This window comes from Modestobacter marinus (genome assembly GCF_011758655.1).
Lineage (GTDB): Bacteria > Actinomycetota > Actinomycetes > Mycobacteriales > Geodermatophilaceae > Modestobacter > Modestobacter marinus.
This window is the reverse complement of record NZ_JAAMPA010000001.1, coordinates 2,450,394-2,472,563: the sequence shown is the minus strand read 5'-3', so window position 1 is coordinate 2,472,563 and position 22,170 is coordinate 2,450,394. Positions and strand designations below refer to the sequence as shown.

Sequence of the window (22,170 nt, the reverse complement as noted above, 5' to 3'; positions counted from 1 at the left end):
TGGTTCCGCCGGAGCCCGTCGTGGGTGACACTGCCGGGGTGAACGGGCCCCCGCCGTCGCCGGCCCCGCCGTCCGTCGCGCTGTCCCCCGCCTGGCTGCACCGGGTGCTCGACGCGGCCCGCACCCGGCTGGGCATGGACGTCGCCTGGATGTCGACGTTCACCGAGAGCACCCAGCACATCCGCGCCGCCACCGGCGCGCTGGACGCCATGCACGTCCGGGAGGGGATGCAGCCGTCCCTGGAGGGCTCGTTCTGCGTCCGGGTGCTCAGCGGGCAGCTCCCCCCGGTGGTCACCGGCGCCCGCCGGAACCCGGACACCCGCGAGCTGGCGGTCACCGCCGACCTGGGCATCGGGTCCTACGTCGGCGCCCCGGTCCGGGCACCGGACGGCCGCCCGGTCGGGATGCTGTGCTGCGTGAGCCGGGACGACGGCGCGCACCTGGACGGCGCGGCCGCCCGCACCCTGGAGCTGCTGGCCGACCTCATCGCCGACCGGCTGGCCGAGCCGCTGCCCGCACCGCCGGCCGACCCCGCCGGCCGGGTGCGCGACGTGCTCAGCGAGGGGGCGGTCGTCACCCACGTCCAGCCGATCGTCGACCTGGCCACCGAGGAGGTCGTGGCCTACGAGGCGCTCGCCCGGTTCCCCGGCGTCGCCGACGGACCGGAACGGCTCTTCAGCGCCGCCGCGGCCGCGGGGCTGGGGGTGCAGCTGGAGGAGCTGGCCGCGCGGGCCGCCCTGGCGGTGGCCCCCCGGCTCCCCGCGGGGCGCCCACTGGGGATCAACCTCTCCCCGGCGGCACTGCTGTCGCGGACGGTCACCGACCTGCTGCTGGACCACCGGCACCTGGACGTCGCGGTCGAGGTCACCGAGCACAGCCCGGTGGACGACTACGACGCCCTGGAAGCCGCCCTGACCTCCCTCCGCGAGGCCGGCATCGGGCTGACCGTCGACGACGCCGGTGCCGGGTACGCCAGCTTCCGGCACGTGCTGCGGCTGCGCCCGGACGTGATCAAGCTGGACCTCGCGCTCGTCGCCGGCGTCCACACCGACCCGGCCAAGCAGGCGATGGTCACCGCGATGGTCAGCTTCGCCGGGGCGACGGGTGCCCGGCTGGTGGCCGAGGGGATCGAGGACCCCGCCGAGGTCCGGACGCTGCGGGCGCTGGGCGTGGCCCGGGGACAGGGGTACCTGTTCGGCCACCCGGCTCCCCTGCTCTGAGGCCCGGCCCTCCCTGCACCGCGGCGCCCGGTGCCGCCCGGTGCCCCCGACGGCGGACAGGAGATGATCCGGTCACGCGTCGTCGAGGTGGGGAGCACCGTGGTGGAGCCCGTTCGGTTCGGACTGGTGGGGTACGGCTTCGGTGGCCGGTACTTCCACGCCCCGCTGCTGGCCGCCGCGAGGGAGTGCGACCTCATCGCCGTCGCCACCTCCTCGACCGAGCGCCGCGCACTGCTCAGCCGGGAGCACCCGGGTGCGACCGCCGTCGGGTCGCTGGCCGAGCTGGCCGCGGCCGGCGTCGAGGCGGTGGCGATCTCGACCCCCGCCGACACCCACACCGCGCTCACCGACCAGGCGCTCGACCTCGGCCTCGCCGTGGTCTGCGACAAGCCGTTCGCCCTGGACGCGCCGGCCGCGCGGTCCAGCGTCGAGCGGGCCGAGCGGCTCAGCCTGCCGCTGGCGCCCTACCAGAACCGCCGCTGGGACTCCGACTTCCGCACCGTCCAGGCCCTGGCCGAGGCGGGCACGCTGGGCCGGATCACCCGGCTGGAGTCCCGGTTCGAGCGGTTCACCCCCGACCCCGGCCCGGCACCGTCCGGCGGGGGCACGCTGCTGGACTTCGGCAGCCACCTGGTCGACCAGGCACTGGTGCTCCTCGGCCCGGTGACGTCGGTCTACGCCGAGTGGCGGGTGCGGGCGAACGGGCTGGACGACGACGTCTTCGTCGCCCTCACGCACGCCGGCGGCGCCCGCTCGCACCTGGCCGGCAGCTGGAGCGAGGGCGCACCGGGCGACCGCTTCCGGGTCACCGGCACGGCCGGCAGCTACGTCGTCGGCGGGCCGATGGACGGCCAGGAGGAGGCACTCGTCGCCGGCGAGACCCCGGCCACCCGCGGCCCGGACTGGGGTGCGGAACCGGAGGAGCGCTGGGGGCGGGTCCGGCGGGGCGACCACGAGGACCGGGTCCCCACCCTGCCCGGCGCCTGGGACACCTTCTACCCGGCGTTCGCCGCCGCGGTCCGCGGTCAGGGGCTGGTCCCGGTCGACCCCCGGGACGCCGTCGCCTCGCTCACCGTGCTCGACGCCGCCCGGCGCAGCGCCACCGAGGGCGTCGTCGTCCGGCTCGACTGACCGCGGCACCGGGCCGGCGGCCGGTCAGTGGTGGGCCGCCTCCGCGGGGCGCGGCTCGGCGTGGTCGTCCTCGACCCACTCGAGGAGGTCGCCGGGCTGGCAGTCCAGCACCCGGCACATCGCCTCCAGGGTGCTGAAGCGGACGGCCTTGGCCCGGCCGTTCTTCAGCACCGCCACGTTGGCCGGGGTGAGCCCGACCCGTTCGGCGAACTCCCCGACGCCCATCTTCCGCTTGGCCAGCTCCACGTCGATGCGCACGACGATCGGCATCAGATGACCGCTTCCATGTCGGTGCGCAGCGAGGTGGCCTGCTGCAGCAGCGCGCGCATGACCACCATCAGCAGCCCCACGACCGCCCCGATCAGCAGCAGCACCAGCAGGAGGACCGGCGGCCCCGGGTCGTCGCTGACCTCGTCGACGATGAAGTAGTACGAGCTGACGAAGGTCCCCAGCAGCATGAGCCAGCCGACGGCCAGCGCCGCCAGGATCGCGTTGACCCACGGCAGCGAGCTCGCGCTGAAGATGCAGTCGGTGCGGACCATGGTCAGCAGCTTCCAGGTGCAGACGACGACGACCTGGACGCACGCCAGGCCCAACACCGCGGCCCAGAGCATCGCCTCACGCACGAGCGACTGCTCCAGCGACGGGTCGGCCAGCTCCGGCAGCATCCCCGGCACTGCCCAGACCTGCGCGGCGACGAGGGCGGCGAACACCAGCGCGAGCAGGAAACGGATCGGGAGCACCAGCGGATGAGCATGCGGCATGGATCGAGATTCGCTCGCTGTCGATCGACTGTCAACAGCTCATCGGCCGACGTCCTCCCTCAGACGGGCACCGGCGCCGGGACGTCAGCCGGGAGCCCGTTCGCCTCGCGGACGACGGCGACGACCTCGGCCATGATGTCGGTGATCCCGAAGTCCTTCGGCGTGAAGACCCGGGCCACCCCCAGCTCCCGCAGCCGCCGGGCGTCGCCGTCCGGGACGATCCCGCCGACCACCACGGGGACGTCGTCCAGGCCGGCCGCCCGCAGGCCGTCCAGCACGGCCGGCACCACCTGCAGGTGCGAGCCCGACAGCACCGACAGGCCGACCACGTGCACGTCCTCCTCGACGGCAGCGGAGACGATCTGCGCCGGGGTGAGCCGGATCCCCTGGTAGACCACCTCGAAGCCGGCGTCCCGGGCCCGCACGGCGATCTGCTCGGCGCCGTTGGAGTGCCCGTCCAGCCCCGGCTTGCCGACCAGGAAGCGCAGCCGGCCACCCAGCTCGGCCCCGGTGCGGCGGACCGCCTCCCGCACCTCGGCCAGGGCGCTGTCGGCTGCTCCGGCGGCGGCCGCCCCGACGCCGGTGGGGGCCCGGTACTCCCCGAACACCGCGCGCAGGGCGCCGGCCCACTCCCCCGTCGTCACCCCGGCCCGGGCGCAGCGCAGCGTGGCCGCCATCAGGTTCGCGTCGGTGCCCGCGGCCGCCCGCAGCTCGGCGAGCGCCTCGGCCACCGGCCCGGGGTCCCGCTCCCCGCGCCACCGCCGCACCGCGGCCTGCGCCGCCGCCTCGACCGCCGGGTCGACGGTCTGGATCGCCGTCTCCAGGTCGGCCAGCAGCGGGTTGGGCTCGCTGGTGGTGTACCGGTTGACGCCGACGACGACGTCCTCGCCGCTCTCCATCCGGCGGCGGCGCTGGGCCAGCGAGGCCACCAGCTCGCTCTTCATGTGGCCGGACTCGACCGCGGCGACCGCGCCGCCCAGCTCCTGCACCCGGGCGATCTCCGCCCGGGCACCCTCGACCAGCTCGGCGACCTTCCGCTCGACCACCACCGAGCCGGTGAACAGGTCCTCGTACTCCAGCAGGTCGGTCTCGAACGCGAGCACCTGCTGCAGCCGCAGCGACCACTGCTGGTCCCACGGCCGGGGCAGGCCGAGCGCCTCGTTCCAGGCCGGCAGCTGCACCGCCCGCGCCCGGGCGTCCCGGGACAGCGTGACCGCGAGCATCTCCAGCACGATCCGCTGGACGTTGTTCTCCGGCTGCGCCTCGGTCAGCCCCAGCGAGTTGACCTGCACCCCGTAGCGGAAGCGCCGCTGCTTCGGGTCGGTGACGCCGTAGCGCTCGGCGGTCAGCTCGTCCCAGAGCTGGCCGAAGGCGCGCATCTTGCACATCTCCTCGACGAAGCGGACCCCGGCGTTGACGAAGAAGGAGATCCGGGCGACGACGTCGCCGAAGCGCTCGGGCGGCACCTGCCCGGAGTCGCGCACCGAGTCCAGCACGGCGATCGCCGTGCTCATCGCGTAGGCGATCTCCTGCACCGGCGTCGCCCCGGCCTCCTGCAGGTGGTAGCTGCAGATGTTGATCGGGTTCCACCGCGGCATCGCCGTCACCGTGTAGGCGACCATGTCGGTGATCAGCCGCATGCTCTGCGCCGGCGGGAAGACGTAGGTCCCCCGCGACAGGTACTCCTTGATGATGTCGTTCTGCGTCGTCCCGGCCAGCTGGGCGACGTCGTGGCCCTGCTCCTCCGCGACCACCTGGTAGAGCGCCAGCTGCCACATCGCCGTCGCGTTGATCGTCATCGACGTGTTCATCTCGTCCAGCGGGATGCCGTCGAACAGCGCCCGCATGTCGCCGAGGTGCGCGACCGGCACCCCGACCTTGCCCACCTCACCGACGGCGAGCTCGTCGTCGGGGTCGTAGCCGGTCTGGGTGGGGAGGTCGAAGGCGACCGACAACCCGGTCTGCCCCTTGGCGAGGTTCCGGCGGTAGAGGGCGTTGGACTCCCCCGGTGAGGAGTGGCCGGCATAGGTGCGCATGACCCAGGGACGGTCGCGGTCCTTCGGCGCTGAAGGGAACGGCATGCCCGCGGAGTGTAGGGCGGTTACTCACGAGTAGCCACGGTCGTCCCCCGGCGGTGGCACACTCGGCCCCGGGCTCGCGGCCGGCCGGCCGCCCGCGCCGCAGGGAGGTCAGCGTGCCGATCGACGCAGGGAGCCTGCACTACGCCGTGGGCCCCGCCATCGCCGTCCTGATGCTCGTGCTGATCGCGCTCTTCCTGCGCTGGGCCTTCGCCTCGGGCTCCTCGTCGGCCAAGCCGGTCCGGCGCGAGGAGCTGCTCACCCCGGTGGCCACGCTCACCCGCCGGGAGTCGGCGCTGGCCCTGCGGGCGGTGCTCAGCGACGCCGGCATCCGGTCCACGATCCGCGAGCCGGCCGCGCACCGGGCCGACGTCCTGGTCTTCCCCGAGGACCTCGACCGCGCCCGCGCGCTCGCCCTCTCCTTCGGCGGGCGCTGAGGGAGGACCCCGCGCCTCCGGGCTGGGTCAGCTGGGGCGCTGGGTCCGCTCGATCTGGACGCCCACGCCGCGCAGCTGCTCGGTGAAGTCCGGGTAGCCGCGGTCGACGTGGTGCACGTCCTGCACCTCGGTGACGCCGTCGGTGAGGAGCCCCGCGAGCACCAGGCCGGCCCCGGCGCGGATGTCGGTGGCCAGCACCGGGGCGCTGGAGAGCCGCTCCCGACCGCGCACCACGGCGTGGTGGCCGTCGATCCGCACGTCGGCCCCGAGCCGGACCAGCTCGTTGACGAACATGAACCGGCCCTCGAAGACGTTCTCGGTGATCAGCGCGGTGCCGCTGGAGACCGCGGCCAGCGCCACGGCCATCGGCTGCAGGTCGGTCGGGAAGCCGGGGAAGGGCAGCGTGACGACGTCCATGCCCCGCGGTCGGTCGGTCATCGCCACCCGGATGCCGTCGTCCCGGGACTCCACGGTCGCGCCCGCGTTGACCAGCTTCTCCAGCGGCACGCTCAGGTGCTCGGCCACCGCCCGCTCGATCACCAGGTCGCCCCGCGTCATGACCGCGCCGATCGCCCAGGTGCCCGCGACGATGCGGTCCGGGACGGTCGAGTAGGCCACCGGGTGCAGCTCCCGGACGCCCTCCACGGTGATGGTGGAGGTGCCGGCGCCCTCGATCTCGGCGCCCATCGCGACCAGCATCCGGCACAGGTCGACGATCTCCGGCTCGCGGGCGGCGTTGTCCACGATCGTCGTCCCCTGGGCCAGCGCGGCGGCCATCACGAGGTTCTCGGTCGCCCCCACGGAGGGGAAGTCCAGCCAGATCGAGGTGCCGACGAGCTTCGGGGCGGTCGCGATCAGGAAGCCGTGCTCGTTGACCACGGTGGCACCGAGCCGCTCCAGGCCCGCGACGTGCATGTCCAGCCCGCGGGAGCCGATGGCGTCACCCCCGGGCAGCGCGACCTTGGCGGTGCCCAGCCGGGCCACCAGCGGGCCGAGCACGCTGATCGAGGCACGCATCCGGCGGACCAGGTCGTAGTCGGTCTCGCTGGAGGGGCGCTCCGGGACGTCGATCAGCACCCGCCCGCCGCCGCTCGGGCTGCCACCGGGCTCCAGCGGGTAGCGCTCGAAGGTCACGCCACAGCCCAGGCGCCGCAGCACCTCGCTCATGATCGAGACGTCGAGGATGTCGGGCACCTCGTCCAGCGTCGTCCGGCCCGGGGCGAGCAGGGCCGCCGCCATGAGCTTGAGCGCGCTGTTCTTCGCACCGGTCACCCGGACGCGGCCACGCAGGGACGCCCCGCCGGTCACCTCGAAGCAGTCCACGGCGCCCAGCCTAAGGTGGCCCCGCCGCGGGCTCGCACGCCGCGCCCGCGAGGGGTGGGGGCGGCGAGGTCCATCTCCTAGGCTCGGCCCATGACCGTCCGGCTGACCCGCATCTACACCCGCACCGGTGACGCCGGGCAGACCCACCTCGGGGACATGTCCCGGGTGGCCAAGACCGATCCGCGGCTGATCGCCTATGCCGACGTCGACGAGACCAACAGCGCGCTCGGGGTCGCCGTGGCGCTGGGCGGGCCGTCGGCCGAGGTCACCGGGCTGCTCCGCAGCGTGCAGAACGACCTGTTCGACGTGGGCGCCGACCTCTCCACCCCGATCCAGGAGGCGCCGGAGCACCCGCCGCTGCGGATCACCGCGGCCTACACCGAGCGGCTGGAGGCGGCCTGCGACGCCGCCAACGCCGAGCTGCCCGCGCTCACCTCGTTCGTCCTCCCGGGGGGCACGCCGCTCGCCGCACTGCTGCACACGGCGCGGACGGTGGCCCGGCGGGCCGAGCGCAGCGTCTGGGCGTTGCTGGCGGTCGACGCCGAGGGCACCAACGCCGAGACCGCTCGGTACCTCAACCGGCTGTCGGACCTGCTGTTCATCCTGGCCCGCGCCGCCAACCCCGACGGCGACGTGCTCTGGGAGCCCGGGGCCCACAGCGGGGTGCACGCCCAGCGCGCGGCCCGGGAGGGCTGAACACCACCTGGGCCACCGGACGGCCCCGCTGCGGGAGTCCTCGCGGAGCGTGGGGGCAGCGGGGTCCTCCGTCAGCGGTCGACCGGCGGGGCGGACTCGATCCAGGACAGGAACCCGGTCACCGTCGAGGAGTCCATCGCCAGCTCCTGCGGCCCGGACCCGGTGCGGACGGTGAGGATCACGCTCTCGTCGGGCAGCGACAGGTCCGCCGCGGTCGGACGGCGCCGGGCGTCGACCTGGAACTGCGCCCGGCACAGTCGCCGGTTGGGGCGGACCGACAGCGACAGGGCGCGGTACCAGAGCAGCATGTCGCCGGAGTACCAGGCGACGCCCACGGCCCACCGGGAGGTGCCCGGCGCACGCAGCCACATGGTGACCGCCCCCAGCCCGGAGAGCAGGAACCGGCGGCGCAGCAGGAAGGCGGCGACCAGCGCGACCAGCAGCAGCCCGACGAGGACCAGGACAGCGGTGGTCACCGGGCGGGGCTCGTCGGCCGAGAGCGGGTCGCGGAGGGACTCAGCCGGCGGTCAGGCGTCCTGGCCGGCGGCGCGGAGCCGGGACTGGGCCCGGCGGGCGGCGGCGAGCGCCTCCGGGTCGTCCCCGGCCTGCTCCGCGCGACGGAGCGCCTCGCGGGCCCGCTCGACGTCGATGTCGGAGGAGATCTCCGCCGTCTCGGCCAGGATCGACACCCCGCGCTCGGTCACCGAGAGGAAACCACCGTGGGCGGCGACCACCAGGTCGTCGCCGGACTCGGTGCGGATGCGGACGACCCCACCGGGGGCCAGCTCACCGAGCAGCGGCGCGTGGCCGGGCATGACCCCGAGCTCACCCTCGGTCGTGCGGGCGATGACCATGCTGGCCTCACCGGACCAGAGCATCTTCTCCACGGCCACGAGCTCGACCTGCAGGGTCGCCACGTCAGTCCTCCAGGGTCATCGACCGCCCGTGCCAGGCCGGTGATGCGGGCCGCCGGTCCGGACGGACGCGGCAGCGGGTCCCTGACACTGTACCGGCGGCCGGGGCCAGGTCCCGCCACAGGCTGCCGACCCCTGCCGGCCACCGCCCCGATGGGGGGAGCACCGCTGGCCACGGCATGGCCTGGGGGCCCGCGGGCGCAGCGGGTCCGGTCAGCAGACGGTGCGGCGGTAGACCACCGTCCAGCGCCCCAGCCGCAACTGGGGGTGCCAGACCACCGATGGCGGCGCCCACTCGGCGGTGTCGAACGGCTCGCCCTCCACGGGCAGCGGCGCGTACGGCGGCCAGCTCCACTCCAGGACGTCGTCCGCCGAGGCCTCGTGGCGGGCCGGGTCGCCCACCGAGGTCGCCGTCATCGCCGTCCCACCGCGCAGCGCCGCTGCCAGACCCCAGGTGTGCACGTCGTACTCCTGTGCGTGACGTCCGCTGCTCGGACGTGCTGGTGGACATGGTCGTCACCTGATGGCCAGGACTTGAGCACCTCTGCTCCCGGCCACCCGATCGGATGGCGTGCCGTTTGCACGCCGGTGTCGTGCAGGCGCGGACCGTCACCGGTCGCCCGCGCCCGGACGGGCGCGCACCGGCACCGGGGCCCGCGCCGGCCACCCGGGAACGGCAACGGCCGGGCACCCCCCGAAGGGGTGCCCGGCCGTTGCGCGCGGCGCGGAGGGGCCCCTCCCCCGTCGCGCGCGACGGGGCGAGGAGGCCCGGGCTCAGCTCTTCTTCAGCTTGTCGTAGTTCCGCTCGAGGTCCTCGAGGCCACCGCACATGAAGAAGGCCTGCTCGGGAACGTGGTCGTACTCGCCCACGGTCAGCGCCTTGAAGGCCTGCAGGGTCTCCGTCAGCGGGACGTAGGACCCCGGCTGCCCGGTGAAGGCCTCGGCGACGAACATGTTCTGCGAGAGGAACCGCTCGATGCGACGGGCCCGGTTCACCGTGACCTTGTCCTCCTCACCGAGCTCGTCGATGCCGAGGATCGCGATGATGTCCTGCAGCTCCTGGTAGCGCTGCAGGATCCGCTGGACCTCGCGGGCGATGTCGTAGTGCTCCTGCCCGATGTACTGCGCGTCGAGGATCCGGCTGGTGGAGTCCAGCGGGTCGACGGCCGGGTAGATGCCCTTCTCCGAGATCGGCCGGGAGAGCACCGTCGTCGCGTCGAGGTGCGCGAACGTGGTGTGCGGCGCCGGGTCGGTGATGTCGTCAGCGGGCACGTAGATCGCCTGCAGCGAGGTGATGGACCGCCCCCGCGTCGAGGTGATCCGCTCCTGCAGCGTGCCCATCTCGTCGGCCAGGGTCGGCTGGTAGCCCACCGCGGAGGGCATGCGCCCCAGCAGCGTGGAGACCTCGGAGCCGGCCTGGGTGAACCGGAAGATGTTGTCGATGAAGAGCAGCACGTCCTGGTCCTGCTCGTCGCGGAAGTACTCCGCCATCGTCAGGGCCGAGAGCGCCACCCGGAGCCGGGTGCCCGGCGGCTCGTCCATCTGGCCGAAGACCAGCGCGGTCGAGTTGATGACGCCGGACTCGGTCATCTCGGTGATCAGGTCGTTGCCCTCACGGGTGCGCTCGCCGACGCCGGCGAACACCGACACGCCACCGAACTCCTGCGCGACGCGGCGGATCATCTCCTGGATGAGCACCGTCTTGCCGACGCCGGCCCCGCCGAACAGGCCGATCTTCCCGCCGCGGACGTAGGGGGTCAGCAGGTCGATGACCTTGATCCCCGTCTCCAGCAGCTCGGTGCGGCCCTCGAGCTGGTCGAACTTGGGCGCGTTGCGGTGGATCGACCAGTGCAGGGCGTCCTCGGCGTGGCCGGGGGTGTCCAGGCACTCGCCCAGGGCGTTGAACACGTGCCCGGTCACCACGTCACCGACGGGCACCGAGATCGGGCCCCCGGTGTCCCGGACCTGCGCGCCGCGGACCAGGCCGTCGGTCGGGGCCATCGAGATGGTGCGGACCACGTTGTCACCCAGGTGCTGGGCGACCTCGAGGGTCAGCGTCTTGCCCAGGTCGGCGAGGGTGACCTCGACCTTGAGGGCGTTGAAGAGCTCGGGCATCGCGTCGCGGGGGAACTCGACGTCGACGACCGGGCCCGTGACCCGGACGACGCGGCCTGCGCCGACGGTCTCCTGGCTGGACGGACGTTCCTCTGTGACGGTCATCTGTGCTGCTCTCCTGCCCTCGGGCTCGGTGGTCTCGCGTCTTGAGTGTCCCCGTCCGCGGCGGTCGGTGCCGCGGACGGGGCGGGTGGCTCAGTCGTCGGCGTTGGCCGACACCAGCGCGTCGGCGCCACCGACGATCTCGCTGATCTCCTGCGTGATCTCGGCCTGGCGGGCCTGGTTGGCCTGCCGGGCGAGGTTCTTGGCCAGCTCCTCGGCGTTGTCCGAGGCCGACTTCATCGCCCGCCGGCGGGAGGCCGACTCCGACGCCGCCGCCTCGAGCAGTGCCGCGTAGATCCGGGTGGTCACGTACTTGGGCAGCAACGCGTCGAGCAGCTGCTCGGCCGACGGCTCGAACTCGTACGCCGGGGTGATGTCGGAGCTGCGTGCCTCCTCGACCTGGGCGTCGCGGTCGTCCCGCAGCTCGTCGACCTCCTCGACGACCAGCGGGGCCATCCGGTTGGCCACCGGCACCTGGGAGAGCAGGGACCGGAACTCGGTGTAGACGATGTGCAGCTCGTCCACGCCGAGCACGTCGTCAGCGCCGGCGCCGGTCTCGTCGTCGTCCTCACCAGCGGTGAAGGCGGCGATGAGGGTGCGGCCGATGTCCTGCGCGTTCTCGTACCCGGGCTGCTCGGAGAACCCGGTCCAGGTCTCCTCCATGTCCCGGTCGCGGAACCGGTAGTACGTCTCGCCCTTGCGGCCGACGACGTACAGGAGCGGCTCCTTGCCCTCGTTGCGGAGCAGGGCGAGGAGCTCCTCGGTGCGCCGCAGCACGTTGACGTTGTAGGAGCCGGCGAACCCGCGGTCGGAGGTGATCACCAGGACGGCGACCCGCCGGGGGTTCTCGCGCTCGGTCAGCAGCGGGTGGTCCAGGCTCGCCGAGCCGGCCAGCGCCGACAGCACGCGGGTGATCTCCCGGGCGTAGGGCTTGGAGGCCTCCACCCGGGCCTGGGCACGCACGATGCGCGCACCGGCGATCAGCTCCTGGGCCGAGAAGATCTTCTTCGTCGACTGGGTGGAGCGGATCCGGCGGCGCAGCGCGCGGAGGGAACCGGCCATCGTCAGCCGGCCCGCTTGACCTGGACGGTCTCCTGGCCCCGCTCGCGGGCGTCCATGGCCTCGGCCTCGGGCTCGTTGACCTGCAGCGACTCGCCGTCGGAGGTGGTGAACCGGCCGTAGAAGGCCTCGACCGACCGCTCCAGGCTGGCGACCGTGTCGTCCTCGAGCTTCTTGGAGCTCCGGATCGAGTCGAAGACGACGTTGTCGCCCCGCTCGACGAACTCCAGGAACTCCGCCTCGAAGCGGCGGACGTCGGCGACGGGCACCTTGTCCAGCTTGCCGGTGGTACCGAGCCACAGCGAGACGACCTCGCGCTCGACCGGGAACGGCGAGTACTGGCCCTGCTTGAGCAGCTCGACCAGGCGCTGGCCACGGTCCAGCGTGGCCCGGCTGGAGGCGTCCAGGTCCGAGGAGAAGGAGGCGAAGGCCTCCAGCTCACGGAACTGGGCGAGGTCCAGGCGCAGGCGGCCGGCGACCGACTTCATCGCCTTGATCTGCGCCGAGCCACCCACGCGGGACACCGAGATGCCCACGTTGATCGCCGGGCGGACACCGGAGTTGAAGAGCCCGGTCTCCAGGAAGATCTGGCCGTCGGTGATCGAGATGACGTTCGTCGGGATGTAGGCCGAGACGTCGTTGCCCTTGGTCTCGATCAGCGGCAGGCCGGTCATCGAGCCCGCGCCCAGCTCGTCGTTGAGCTTCGCGCAACGCTCGAGCAGACGGGAGTGCAAGTAGAAGACGTCGCCGGGGTAGGCCTCACGGCCCGGCGGGCGGCGCAGCAGCAGGGAGACGGCGCGGTAGGCCTCGGCCTGCTTGGACAGGTCGTCGAACACGATCAGGACGTGCTTGCCCTCGTACATCCAGTGCTGGCCGATGGCCGAGCCGGTGTAGGGGGCGATGTACTTGAAGCCGGCTGCCTCGGAGGCGGGAGCGGCGACGATGGTCGTGTACTCCATCGCGCCGGCGTCCTCGAGCGCGGCCTTGGTCGCCGCGATCGTCGAGCCCTTCTGGCCGACCGCCACGTAGATGCAGCGCACCTGCTGGGCCGGGTCACCGGTCGCCCAGGCCTGCTTCTGGTTGATGATCGTGTCCAGCGCGATCGCCGACTTGCCGGTCTGCCGGTCACCGATGATCAGCTGACGCTGGCCGCGGCCGATCGGCGTCATCGCGTCGATCGCCTTGATGCCGGTCTGCATCGGCTCGTGCACCGACTGCCGCTGCACCACGGTGGGCGCCTGCAGCTCGAGGGCGCGACGGGTGGTGGTCTCGATCGGGCTGCCACCGTCGATGGCGTTGCCCAGCGGGTCGACGACCCGGCCGAGGAAGCCGTCGCCGACGGGCACCGAGAGGACCTCGCCGGTCCGGCGGACCGTCTGGCCCTCCTCGATGCCGGAGAAGTCACCGAGGATGACGACGCCGACCTCGCGCACGTCGAGGTTCAGGGCCAGGCCACGCACACCGCCCTCGAACTCGAGCAGCTCGTTGGTCATGACCGAGGGCAGGCCCTCGACCCGGGCGATGCCGTCGCCGGCCTCGGTGACGACCCCGACCTCTTCCCGGGAGACGTCCGGGGTGTAGTCGGTGACGTAGTTCTGGATGGCACTGCGGATCTCGTCCGCGGAGATCGTCAGCTCGGCCATGGCTCTGCGTCCTCTTCCTGCTGGTGTCTGTGGTGGTGCGGTGCGGCGGTGCCGGTCGAGCTGGGTCAGCCGGCGAGCCGCCGGCCGCTGGCCTCGAGTCGCGCAGCGATGCTGCCGTTGATGACCTCGTCGTCCACCCGGACGACCAGGCCACCGAGCACGTCGGGGTCGACCTGGACCTGCAGGCCCATCGTCCGCCCGTACAGGCGGCCGAGCACGTCGATGAGCCGCTGCTCCTGCGCGGCCGTCAACGGGACGGCGGAGGTCACGTGCGCGACCGAACGTCCCCGGCGCCGGGCGGCCATCGTGGACAGCCGCTCGACCTCGTTCTCCGGGTTGTGCACGTGCGAGCTCGTCAGGGCGTTCCGCACCAGCCGCTCGGTCACCGGGCTGACCCGGCCGGCCAGCAGCCGGTCCAGGAGGGCGGTCTTGCCCTCCCGGGGTGCGGACCGGTCGCCGAGGATGCGGGCGAGGTCGGCGTCGCCGGCCACGATGCGGCCGAACCGGAACAGCTCGTCCTCGACGCCCTCCAGCTCCCCGCGCGCGTCGGCGGCGTCCAGCGCGGCCTCGGTGCCGAGGGTCTCGGTGGCCTCCACCAGGTCCCGGGGCCGCGACCAGCGCTGCCGCGCGACCGTCTCGACGACCGACATGGTGTCGGCACCGAGCTGGCCGGAGAGCAGTCGCCGCGCCAGGCCGGCGCGGTCGTCGGGCCGCACCGAGGCGTCCGAGAGCGCCCGCCGGAGCGACGGCTGGCCGTCCAGGAGGTCCGCCACGGCGAACAGCTCGTCGGACAGGGTGAGCAGCACGTCACCGTGGTTGCGGCTGCGAGCCCCCTGCGACTTCTCCTGGAGGCTCGCCCGCGACTCCTCCATCGCGGCCCGGCTGGAGGCGTGCATCAGCGCTTGCCCTCGGGGACGTACACCGAGCTGCCGGTGTTGCCGGTGGTCGCCGCCGGCTGCACCGCGCCGTCCCCGGCGGGGTTGCTCACGGCCATCTGGTCCAGCTCGTCGAGGAACCGGTCGACGGTCCCGCTGCGGCGGGCGTCGTCGGCCAGCGACTCGCCGACCACCCGGCCGGCCAGCTCGACGGCGAGGGTGCCGATCTGGCCACGCAGCTCGGCCACGACCTGCTGACGGGAGGCAGCGAGCTGCTCCTCGCCACGGGCCACGATGCGAGCCGACTCCTCCTGGGCCTGGGCGCGCAGCTGCTCGATGATCTGCTGCCCCTCGGCCCGGGCGGAGTCCCGGATCTGCGCGGCCTCGTTGCGGGCCTCGGCGAGCTGGGCCCGGTACTGCTCCAGCGCCGCCTTGGCCTCGGCCTGCATGGCCTCGGCCCGCTCGATGCCGCCCTCGATCGCCGCACGGCGTGCCTGGAAGACCTGCTCGAACCGCGGGGCGACGAACTTGACCACCACGAAGAGCAGGACCGCGAAGGCGATCAGGCCGACGATGATCTCGCCGACGGGCGGGAGGAGCGGGTTCGCGCTCTCCGCAGCCAAGATGCTCATGCTCTCAACGTCCTCGTCTGGGTGTCAGTGACCGAACTCGTCCGACGAGTGGGATCAGGTGCCGTAGACGAGGGGGGCGACGAAGCCGATCAGCGCCAGCGCCTCGGCCAGGGCGAAGCCCAGGAAGGCGTAGGTACGGGTCAGGCCGGCCGACTCGGGCTGGCGCGCGGTGGCCTGGATGTAGGCGGCCCAGACGAGGCCCACACCGATGCCGGGGCCGATCGTGGCGATGCCGTAGCCGACCGAACCGATGCTGCCCTCGAGCTCTGCGAGTACCTCGATCATTGCGGGGTGTTCCTCCTGTGTCGGTCGCCCGGTGGTCACCGGGCGGCTGGCGGGGTCCTGCGGGTGGTGCAGTTCTGGGGAGCGGCCCGACGGGCGGACCACCGTGGTGCGGTCAGTGGGCCGCTTCGACGGAACCGTTGAGGTAGGTGCCCATCAGCATCGTGAAGACGTAGGCCTGCAGGAAGATGACCAGCAGCTCGAAGAACGTCATCACGATCGCCATCAGCGCGGAGATGGGCCCGAACACGGCCGAGAGGTTGCCGACGGTGAGCAGGTAGGTGGCGCCGAGCGCGAAGGTCACCAGCAGCATGTGGCCGGCGAACATGTTCGCGAAGAGCCGGATCGCCAGCGTGAACGGCCGGACGATGAAGTTCTGCAGCAGCTCCAGCGGCGTGATCAGGATGTACATCGGCTTCGGCACGCCGGGCAGGAACATGATGTCCCGGAAGTAGGGCCACAGCCCCTGGTTCTTGATGCCGACCACGATGTAGACGACCCAGCAGATCAGCGCCAGCACCAGCGGGAAGGCGAACTTCGACATCGGCGAGATCTGGGCGAACGGGATGATCGCCATCAGGTTGTTCGCCAGGATGAAGAAGAACAGCGAGGCCAGGAACGGCGCGAACGGCAGGCCCTTGGGGCCGACGACGTCACGGGCGATCCCGTCGCGGATGAACGAGTAGCCGGTCTCGCCGATGAACTGCATCTTGCCGGGGACGATCTGCGCCTTGCGGACCGTGAGGACCAGGAAGGCGATCATGGCCAGCGTGGCCACCCAGGCGATGATCGTGATGCGGGTGATCTCGAAACCCACACCCAGCACCGAGAAGCTGGTCAGGACCTCGGGGTAGAACTCACCGATGCCCGGGGGCGTGAAGCCGCCGCCGGGGTCGCTCTCCACAGCGAGCACGTCGCCGAGCGCGTGGGCGCTGGAGGTCACCGTTGTCCCTTCTGCGTCCTGGGCCGGCTCCGTCGTCCGCCCGGGGGGTTTCCGGCGTCCCGCCCGGGGGCCGGGTCGGGTTCGCCGTAGGTCTTGACCACCACGTAGATGGCCACCGTCACGCCGAGGATGATCCCGACCGGGAAGAACACTCGCGTGTCCAGCCACTGGTCGATCAGCCACCCGACCCCGCCCCACACCGCCATCCCGGACAGGAGCGTCCCGGTGACCGCCCAGCCCATGTCGGCCCCACTGGGCTGACGAGCTGCGCGCGCAGGTCGTGGTCGAGCGCCCCCAGGTTCGGAGGTGTCCTCGGCCATCGGTTCGGACACTATCAGCCGTGCGGCGCCGGGTTTTCCGGGGAACGCTCCCGCTCCCCCGGCGGGGTGGGCGGCGGGACGTAGAAGAGCTGCCTGGTCCAGACCCAGCGCAGCTGCACACCGCTCCACAGCAGGGCGCCCACGACCACCGTCCAGGCCAGCACCCGGCGGTCCGGCCACCCCTCGGCCGGCAGGCCGGTCAGCAGCGGGAACAGCACCAGCGCCTTGAGCCCGAACGTGCCCAGCGCCGCCGGCATCGTCCAGGTGTCGTCCACCTTGCCGGCCCAGGCGACGACCAGCCCCGAGATGCAGAAGAACGCCGTGACGACGACCGCGCCGACGACCACGGTCAGGGCGTCGGCCCAGCTCAGCGCCACACCGACGACGACCGCGGCCACCGCGGTCACCGCCGCGGTGACCAGCAGCCCCACCCGGAGGAACGACAGGTCCCAGGGCGCGTCCCCGGTCGCCCGCGCGCCGGTCACCGGTGCACCCCGGCGGGGGTGGACGGCGCGGACGGCGTCACGGCCGACGGGGGACGCGTCGTCCCCGCGCCGTCCCGGACCGCCCGGCTGGCCGGGTGCGCGGCGCGGCTGCGCTGCTTCATCGCCGCGAGCTCGGCCTCGCGGGCGGCGATCGCCGCCCGGCGGGCGCGGGGGCTCAGCACGACCACGACGCCGACCACGAGCAGGGCGCCCACGATGACGAGGACCTCCACGGTGCCCCCGGTGATGGACAGCGCGACGGCGCCGAAGCTGAGCAGCGCCGCCCAGAAGTACATGATCAGGACCGCCCGGCGGTGGGAGTGACCGATCGACAGCAGCCGGTGGTGCAGGTGCATCTTGTCCGGCGCGAACGGCGACTGCCCCCGCATGCTGCGCCGGACCACCGCCATCAGCAGGTCGATGAACGGGATGAACAGCACCGCGATCGGCACCAGCAGCGGCAGGGTCAGCGGCAGCAGGTTGGCCGCCGAGCCGAGGGTCTGCGAGTCGGTCTGCCCGGTGGCCGAGACCGCGGCGGCGGACAGCATGAGCCCGACCAGCATCGAGCCGGAGTCGCCCATGAAGATCCGGGCCGGGCTGAAGTTGTGCGGCAGGAAGCCCAGGCAGGCCCCGGCGAGCACGGCGGTGATGAGCGCGGGCGCACTGGCCACGTCGTCGAAGCCGACCAGGCCCAGGTGGTAGCTGTAGGCGAAGAAGGCCAGCGCCGCGATCGCCGAGACCCCGGCCGCCAGCCCGTCCAGCCCGTCGATGAAGTTCAGCGCGTTGACGGTCAGGACGGTCAGCAGGATCGTCGCCGGCACCCCGACGTCCGGGCCCAGGGACAGCGTGCCGATGTCGGCGACCGGCAGGAACACGTAGGCCAGCTGCACGCCGAGCAGCACCATGACCCCGGCCGCGGCGATCTGGCCGGTGAGCTTGGTGAGCGCGTCCAGGCCGAACCGGTCGTCGAGCACCCCGAGCAGGCAGATCAGCCCGCCGGCCACCAGGACGGCGATGGTCTGGGTGCTGAACTCGAAGCTGCGCTGCAGCGAGGGCAGCTGCGAGGCGACGAGCACGCCGGCGGCCACGCCGAGGTACATCGCCACTCCCCCGCCGCGGGGCGTGGGGATGACGTGCACGTCCCGGTCACGGACCGCAGCCATCACCCGGAACCGGACCGCCGCCACCCGCACCACCGGCGTGGCCAGGAAGGTGACCAGCGCGGCGGCGAGGAGGACGACGGCGTACTCGCGCACGGCTCAGCCGACGCGCGACGGTTCGGGGTGCGCGTTCGGCGGGGCTGGGTGGGGATAAGCAGGGTGGGCGCCGACCAGCTCGCGCACCCCGGCCGCGACGTCGGCCGTGCGGGAGCCGTCGGCGTCCCGGATCGCGGTGCCGATGAGCGAGGCGATCGACTTCATGTCGCTCTCCACCATGCCCTGGGTGGTGACCGAGGGGCTGCCGACGCGCACGCCGGAGGCGACCGAGGCCGGCTGCGGGTCGAAGGGGATGGCGTTCTTGTTCAGCACGATGCCGGCCGCGTCGCAGCGGGCCTCGGCGACCTTGCCGGTGACCAGCTCGCCGGCGGTGTCGGTGACCTGGCGCAGGTCGAGCAGCGCCAGGTGGGTGTCGGTGCCACCGGCGACCGGCCGCAGCCCCTCGGCAGCCAGGCCCTCGGTGAGCGCCTGGGCGTTGGTGATGACCTGCCGGGCGTAGGTCTGGTACTCCGGCTGCAGGCACTCCTTGAGGTTCACCGCCTTGGCCGCGATGGCGTGCATGAGCGGGCCGCCCTGCATCATCGGGAAGGCCGACTTGTCGATGGCCTTGGCGTGCTCGGCCTTGCAGACGATGGCCCCGCCACGCGGGCCGCGCAGCACCTTGTGCGTGGTGAAGGTGACGACGTCGGCGTAGGGCACCGGCGAGGGGATCGCCTTGCCGGCCACCAGGCCGATGAAGTGCGCGGCGTCGACCATGAAGATCGCGCCCACCTCGTCGGCGATCTCCCGGAACGCGGCGAAGTCGATCAGCCGCGGGATCGCCGAGCCGCCGGCCACGATCAGCTTGGGCCGGTGCTCGCGGGCGAGGTCGCGGACCTGGTCGTAGTCGATGTGCTCGGTCGTCTCGTCGACGCCGTACTGGACGGCGTTGAACCACTTCCCGGAGAAGGAGACCTTGGTGCCGTGGGTGAGGTGCCCGCCGTGCGGCAGCGCCATGCCCAGCAGGGTGTCCCCGGGCTGCAGGAAGGCGCCGTAGGCCGCCAGGTTCGCGCTGGCACCGGAGTGCGGCTGCAGGTTGACGTGCTCGGCCCCGAACAGCTCCTTGCCCCGGGCGATGCCGATCTCCTCGGCCCGGTCGACGACCTCGCAGCCGCCGTAGTACCGGCGGCCCGGGTAGCCCTCGGCGTACTTGTTCGACAGCGTGCTCCCCAGCGCCGCCAGGACGGCGGGGCTGGTGAAGTTCTCGCTGGCGATCAGCTGCAGTCCGCCGCGCAGCCGGTCGAGCTCGTCGAGGACGACGCCGGAGATCTCCGGGTCGAAGTCGGCCAGGGCGTCGAAGTCGGGGCCCCAGTAGGGGGTGGTGGCCGGGGTGCTCATCGCGGGTGCACTCCTGCTGCTCGGTGCGGGCGCCCGCGTGCACTCGTCGATGAGGGGCGCGCGGCTGTCGCACCACGGTATCGCTGCGCCACGGCGATGCTGCGCATCGCACCGCGGCAGCTGCCGTCCCCCGTGGGACGAGCCGTTCCGCGCCCCGGCGGCGGACGGCCTGCCGGAGGCGGGCCGTGGCCCGCCCCGGGGCACCCTCGCCCCCGGGAGCGGCTGCTCAGTCCGTGATGTCGGGGACGACCTCGCGGAGCTGCTCGAGCCCAACCGCGCCCAGCCGCAGCACCCGGGGGGTCGGGGCCGTGCAGTCGACGATCGTGCTGGCCGCCGAGCCGGTGCGCGGCCCGCCGTCCAGGACCACCGCGGCGTGCTCGCCCAGCTGGTAGGCCGCCTCCGCCGCCGTCGTGCCGGCCGGGCGGCCGGAGCGGTTGGCGCTGGAGACCGCCAGCGGGCCGGTGCGCCGCAGCAGGTCCCGGGTCACGTCGTCGTCCGGCAGCCGGACGGCGACCGTCCCCTCGGCGTCCCCGAGGTCCCAGGCCAGCGACGGCGCGTGCTCCACCACCAGGGTCAGTCCCCCGGGCCAGAAGGCGGCGGCCAGGTCGTGGGCCACCTGCGGCACGGTGACGACCAGCCCGGCCAGCGTGGAGGCCTCCCCCACCAGCACCGGGACCGGCATGTTGCGGCCCCGGTTCTTGGCCGCCAGCAGCCGGGCGACCGCGCCCGGGGTGAACGCGTCGGCGGCCACCCCGTAGACCGTGTCGGTCGGGATCAGGACGAGCTCACCCCGGGACAGCGCCATGGCGGCAGCGGTCAGCCCCGCCTCGCGCTGGTCGGGGTCACTGCAGTCGAACACGTCAGCCACGGGTGGGGAGTCTCCCCCACGTACCTTCTCGCCGTGGACGGGTGGGGGTCGGCGGCGTCGGTCGCGGTGCTGGTGGCCACGCTGACCGGCTGCGGCGCCCCCACGCCGGGGACGACGGCGGCCGCACCCGGCACCGTCCCGGCGTCGGTGCCCGGGCTGCCGCCCGGTGCCCGGGTCGACTACCAGCTCGGCGGCGCCCACCCACCCGCCGAGGGGGTCGACGGGGTGGTCCGGGACCGCACCGACCGGCCGGCGGCCGGGCTGTGGTCGGCGTGCTACGTCAACGCGTTCCAGACCCAGCCTGGCGGTGCTGCCACGTGGCCGGAGGAGCTGCTGCTGCACGACGCCGCCGGTCACCGGGTCGCCGACCCGGACTGGCCCGACGAGTTCCTGCTGGACATCTCGACCGCGGAGTCGCGGGCGGCGGTGCTCGGTGTCGTCGGTCCGTGGGTGGACGGCTGCGCCGCCGACGGCTTCGACGCGGTCGAGCCGGACAACCTGGACAGCTGGACCCGGTCCGGGGGGCTGCTGGACGTCACGGACGCCACCGCGATGGCCGAGCTGCTGGTCCAGCGCGCCCACCGGGCCGGGCTCACGATCGCGCAGAAGAACGCCCCTGACCTGACCGGCGCCGGCCTCGGGTTCGACTTCGCGGTGACCGAGGACTGCGGGCAGTACGCCGAGTGCGCCGCCTACACCGACGTCCACGGCGGTGCGGTGATCGACGTCGAGTACACCGACGCCGGCTTCGAGCGGGCGTGCGCCGTGCCGGGCATCAGCGTGCAGCGCCGGGACCTGCTCGTCTCCGTCGCCGGCAGCCCGGGTCACCGCGCTGCGTGGTGCCCGCCCAGCTGAGCCGTCGTGTAGCGCGGCCGGTCGGCCAGGTCACGGTGGTCGGCGACGTCGGTCCAGCCGCCGTGGGCCCGGAGCAGCGCCGGCAGCGCACTCCCCTGCTGGTCGGCGTGCTCGATGCCCAGCCAGCCGCCCGGGCGCAGCAGCCGGGCGGCGGTGCCCAGCAGCCCGCGGACGACGTCCAGCCCGTCCGGACCGCCCCACAGCGCCAGCGGCGGGTCGTGCTCGGTGACCTCGCGGGGCAACCGGGCACCGTCGGGCACGTACGGCGGGTTGGAGACGACGACGTCGACCAGCCCGTCCAGCCCGGTCAGCAGCGCCCGGTCGGTCATGTCACCGGCCAGCACCTCGACCGGGGTGTCACCGGCGGCGGCACGGGTGGCGGCGTTGTGCCGGGTCCACTCGATCGCCGCGGCGTCCCGCTCGACGGCCACGACCCGGGCGCCGGGGTGCTCGTTGGCCACCGCGAGCGCGATCGCACCGGAGCCGGCCCCCAGGTCGACGACGGTGGGCGCGGCCAGCCCGGCGATCCGGCTCAGCACCCAGCCGGCGACCAGCTCGGTCTCCGGGCGCGGCACGAAGACCCCCGGACCGACCGAGAGCTCGAGGTGGCGGAAGGGCGCGGTCCCGGTGAGGTGCTGCAGGGGCACGCGCGCGGCGCGCTCGTCGAGCAGCGCGGCGTACCGGGCCGCCTGCGCGGCGGGGAGCTCGCCGAGGGTCAGCAGGGCCGTGCGCGTCACCCCGAGGACGGCGGCCAGCAGCAGCTCGGCGTCCACCCGGGGCGACTCGATGCCGGCGTCGGCCAGCCGCCGGGCGGCGTCGGCGAGCAGCGTGCGG

Annotated in this window: 25 protein-coding genes; 5 read left to right on the top strand and 20 right to left on the bottom strand. The window is 73.4% G+C overall.

Translation table 11 applies throughout. The annotated features are described in order from the left end of the window. Positions 1 to 38: 38 nt before the first annotated feature. Positions 39 to 1,220: an EAL domain-containing protein gene (locus FB380_RS11770; protein ID WP_166755203.1), complete on the top strand. Its 1,182-nt coding sequence runs from the start codon at positions 39 to 41 to the stop codon at positions 1,218 to 1,220. Positions 1,221 to 1,283: 63 nt separating this feature from the next. Continuing rightward, positions 1,284 to 2,351, top strand: coding sequence for a Gfo/Idh/MocA family protein (locus FB380_RS11765; RefSeq protein ID WP_188959603.1), 1,068 nt, complete (start codon positions 1,284 to 1,286; stop codon positions 2,349 to 2,351). Positions 2,352 to 2,375: 24 nt separating this feature from the next. Here the strand turns inward: FB380_RS11765 and FB380_RS11760 are convergent, their stop codons facing one another. The 3 genes from FB380_RS11760 to FB380_RS11750 form a co-directional block, all read right to left on the bottom strand. Then, positions 2,376 to 2,621: a helix-turn-helix domain-containing protein gene (locus FB380_RS11760; RefSeq protein WP_166755202.1), complete on the bottom strand. Its 246-nt coding sequence runs from the start codon at positions 2,619 to 2,621 to the stop codon at positions 2,376 to 2,378. Further along, positions 2,621 to 3,094, bottom strand: coding sequence for a DUF2975 domain-containing protein (locus tag FB380_RS11755; protein WP_229682096.1), 474 nt, complete (start codon positions 3,092 to 3,094; stop codon positions 2,621 to 2,623). The genes FB380_RS11760 and FB380_RS11755 overlap by 1 nt, the downstream gene beginning before the upstream one ends. Before the next feature lie 80 nt (positions 3,095 to 3,174). Continuing rightward, positions 3,175 to 5,196, bottom strand: coding sequence for a methylmalonyl-CoA mutase family protein (locus tag FB380_RS11750; protein WP_166755200.1), 2,022 nt, complete (start codon positions 5,194 to 5,196; stop codon positions 3,175 to 3,177). 113 nt (positions 5,197 to 5,309) lie between these two features. Between FB380_RS11750 and FB380_RS11745 the strand changes: the two genes are divergently transcribed. Further along, positions 5,310 to 5,630, top strand: a complete 321-nt coding sequence (locus tag FB380_RS11745; RefSeq protein ID WP_166755199.1) for a hypothetical protein — start codon at positions 5,310 to 5,312, stop codon at positions 5,628 to 5,630. Positions 5,631 to 5,657: 27 nt separating this feature from the next. On the opposite strand, the gene murA is transcribed toward FB380_RS11745, so the two are convergent. Beyond that, positions 5,658 to 6,953: a UDP-N-acetylglucosamine 1-carboxyvinyltransferase gene (murA, locus tag FB380_RS11740; protein ID WP_166755198.1), complete on the bottom strand. Its 1,296-nt coding sequence runs from the start codon at positions 6,951 to 6,953 to the stop codon at positions 5,658 to 5,660. 90 nt (positions 6,954 to 7,043) lie between these two features. On the opposite strand from murA, the gene FB380_RS11735 reads away from it, so the two are divergent. After that, complete coding sequence (locus tag FB380_RS11735; RefSeq protein WP_166755197.1) at positions 7,044 to 7,649, top strand: cob(I)yrinic acid a,c-diamide adenosyltransferase; 606 nt, start codon at positions 7,044 to 7,046, stop codon at positions 7,647 to 7,649. 71 nt (positions 7,650 to 7,720) lie between these two features. Here FB380_RS11735 and FB380_RS11730 read toward each other — a convergent pair whose 3' ends face one another. The 15 genes from FB380_RS11730 to FB380_RS11660 all read right to left on the bottom strand — a co-directional run bounded on the left by FB380_RS11730 (position 7,721) and on the right by FB380_RS11660 (position 20,481). Further along, positions 7,721 to 8,125 (bottom strand): DUF2550 domain-containing protein, encoded by a 405-nt coding sequence (locus tag FB380_RS11730; RefSeq protein ID WP_166755196.1) that lies wholly within the window; start codon positions 8,123 to 8,125, stop codon positions 7,721 to 7,723. A gap of 51 nt (positions 8,126 to 8,176) precedes the next feature. Then, positions 8,177 to 8,566 (bottom strand): F0F1 ATP synthase subunit epsilon, encoded by a 390-nt coding sequence (locus FB380_RS11725; protein WP_166755195.1) that lies wholly within the window; start codon positions 8,564 to 8,566, stop codon positions 8,177 to 8,179. A gap of 210 nt (positions 8,567 to 8,776) precedes the next feature. Next, positions 8,777 to 9,025, bottom strand: a complete 249-nt coding sequence (locus tag FB380_RS11720; RefSeq protein WP_166755194.1) for a hypothetical protein — start codon at positions 9,023 to 9,025, stop codon at positions 8,777 to 8,779. 312 nt (positions 9,026 to 9,337) lie between these two features. Next, a complete protein-coding gene (gene atpD, locus FB380_RS11715; RefSeq protein ID WP_166755193.1) occupies positions 9,338 to 10,783 on the bottom strand; it encodes a F0F1 ATP synthase subunit beta in 1,446 nt (481 codons plus the stop codon). A 90-nt stretch (positions 10,784 to 10,873) separates the two neighbouring features. Further along, the gene (locus tag FB380_RS11710) at positions 10,874 to 11,842 is read right to left on the bottom strand and encodes a F0F1 ATP synthase subunit gamma (RefSeq protein ID WP_166755192.1); all 969 of its coding nucleotides are present in this window, start codon (positions 11,840 to 11,842) and stop codon (positions 10,874 to 10,876) included. A 2-nt stretch (positions 11,843 to 11,844) separates the two neighbouring features. Then, the gene (atpA, locus tag FB380_RS11705) at positions 11,845 to 13,482 is read right to left on the bottom strand and encodes a F0F1 ATP synthase subunit alpha (protein ID WP_166755191.1); all 1,638 of its coding nucleotides are present in this window, start codon (positions 13,480 to 13,482) and stop codon (positions 11,845 to 11,847) included. A gap of 65 nt (positions 13,483 to 13,547) precedes the next feature. Beyond that, entirely contained in the window at positions 13,548 to 14,378 is an 831-nt protein-coding gene (locus tag FB380_RS11700; protein ID WP_166755190.1) for a F0F1 ATP synthase subunit delta, read from the bottom strand. Continuing rightward, entirely contained in the window at positions 14,378 to 14,989 is a 612-nt protein-coding gene (locus tag FB380_RS11695; RefSeq protein WP_166755189.1) for a F0F1 ATP synthase subunit B, read from the bottom strand. Before FB380_RS11695 ends, FB380_RS11700 begins: the two co-directional genes overlap by 1 nt. Before the next feature lie 54 nt (positions 14,990 to 15,043). Further along, the gene (gene atpE, locus FB380_RS11690) at positions 15,044 to 15,274 is read right to left on the bottom strand and encodes an ATP synthase F0 subunit C (RefSeq protein WP_014377627.1); all 231 of its coding nucleotides are present in this window, start codon (positions 15,272 to 15,274) and stop codon (positions 15,044 to 15,046) included. A gap of 112 nt (positions 15,275 to 15,386) precedes the next feature. Further along, on the bottom strand, positions 15,387 to 16,214 hold the full coding sequence (gene atpB, locus FB380_RS11685) for a F0F1 ATP synthase subunit A (RefSeq protein WP_166755188.1): 828 nt from the start codon (positions 16,212 to 16,214) through the stop codon (positions 15,387 to 15,389). Further along, entirely contained in the window at positions 16,211 to 16,456 is a 246-nt protein-coding gene (locus FB380_RS11680) for an AtpZ/AtpI family protein (protein ID WP_229682097.1), read from the bottom strand. The genes atpB and FB380_RS11680 overlap by 4 nt, the downstream gene beginning before the upstream one ends. 92 nt (positions 16,457 to 16,548) lie before the next feature. Further along, complete coding sequence (locus FB380_RS11675; RefSeq protein WP_166755186.1) at positions 16,549 to 17,019, bottom strand: hypothetical protein; 471 nt, start codon at positions 17,017 to 17,019, stop codon at positions 16,549 to 16,551. Next, positions 17,016 to 18,275, bottom strand: a complete 1,260-nt coding sequence (locus tag FB380_RS11670; RefSeq protein WP_166755185.1) for a glycosyltransferase family 4 protein — start codon at positions 18,273 to 18,275, stop codon at positions 17,016 to 17,018. The genes FB380_RS11675 and FB380_RS11670 overlap by 4 nt, the downstream gene beginning before the upstream one ends. Before the next feature lie 3 nt (positions 18,276 to 18,278). Then, complete coding sequence (locus FB380_RS11665; RefSeq protein ID WP_166755184.1) at positions 18,279 to 19,613, bottom strand: serine hydroxymethyltransferase; 1,335 nt, start codon at positions 19,611 to 19,613, stop codon at positions 18,279 to 18,281. A gap of 226 nt (positions 19,614 to 19,839) precedes the next feature. Continuing rightward, positions 19,840 to 20,481, bottom strand: a complete 642-nt coding sequence (locus FB380_RS11660) for an L-threonylcarbamoyladenylate synthase (RefSeq protein ID WP_166755183.1) — start codon at positions 20,479 to 20,481, stop codon at positions 19,840 to 19,842. A 33-nt stretch (positions 20,482 to 20,514) separates the two neighbouring features. Between FB380_RS11660 and FB380_RS11655 the strand changes: the two genes are divergently transcribed. Continuing rightward, a complete protein-coding gene (locus tag FB380_RS11655) occupies positions 20,515 to 21,336 on the top strand; it encodes an endo alpha-1,4 polygalactosaminidase (RefSeq protein WP_166755182.1) in 822 nt (273 codons plus the stop codon). Here FB380_RS11655 and prmC read toward each other — a convergent pair. Continuing rightward, complete coding sequence (gene prmC, locus FB380_RS11650; protein WP_279591047.1) at positions 21,306 to 22,163, bottom strand: peptide chain release factor N(5)-glutamine methyltransferase; 858 nt, start codon at positions 22,161 to 22,163, stop codon at positions 21,306 to 21,308. The genes FB380_RS11655 and prmC overlap by 31 nt on opposite strands. Between the last annotated feature and the right edge of the window lie 7 nt (positions 22,164 to 22,170).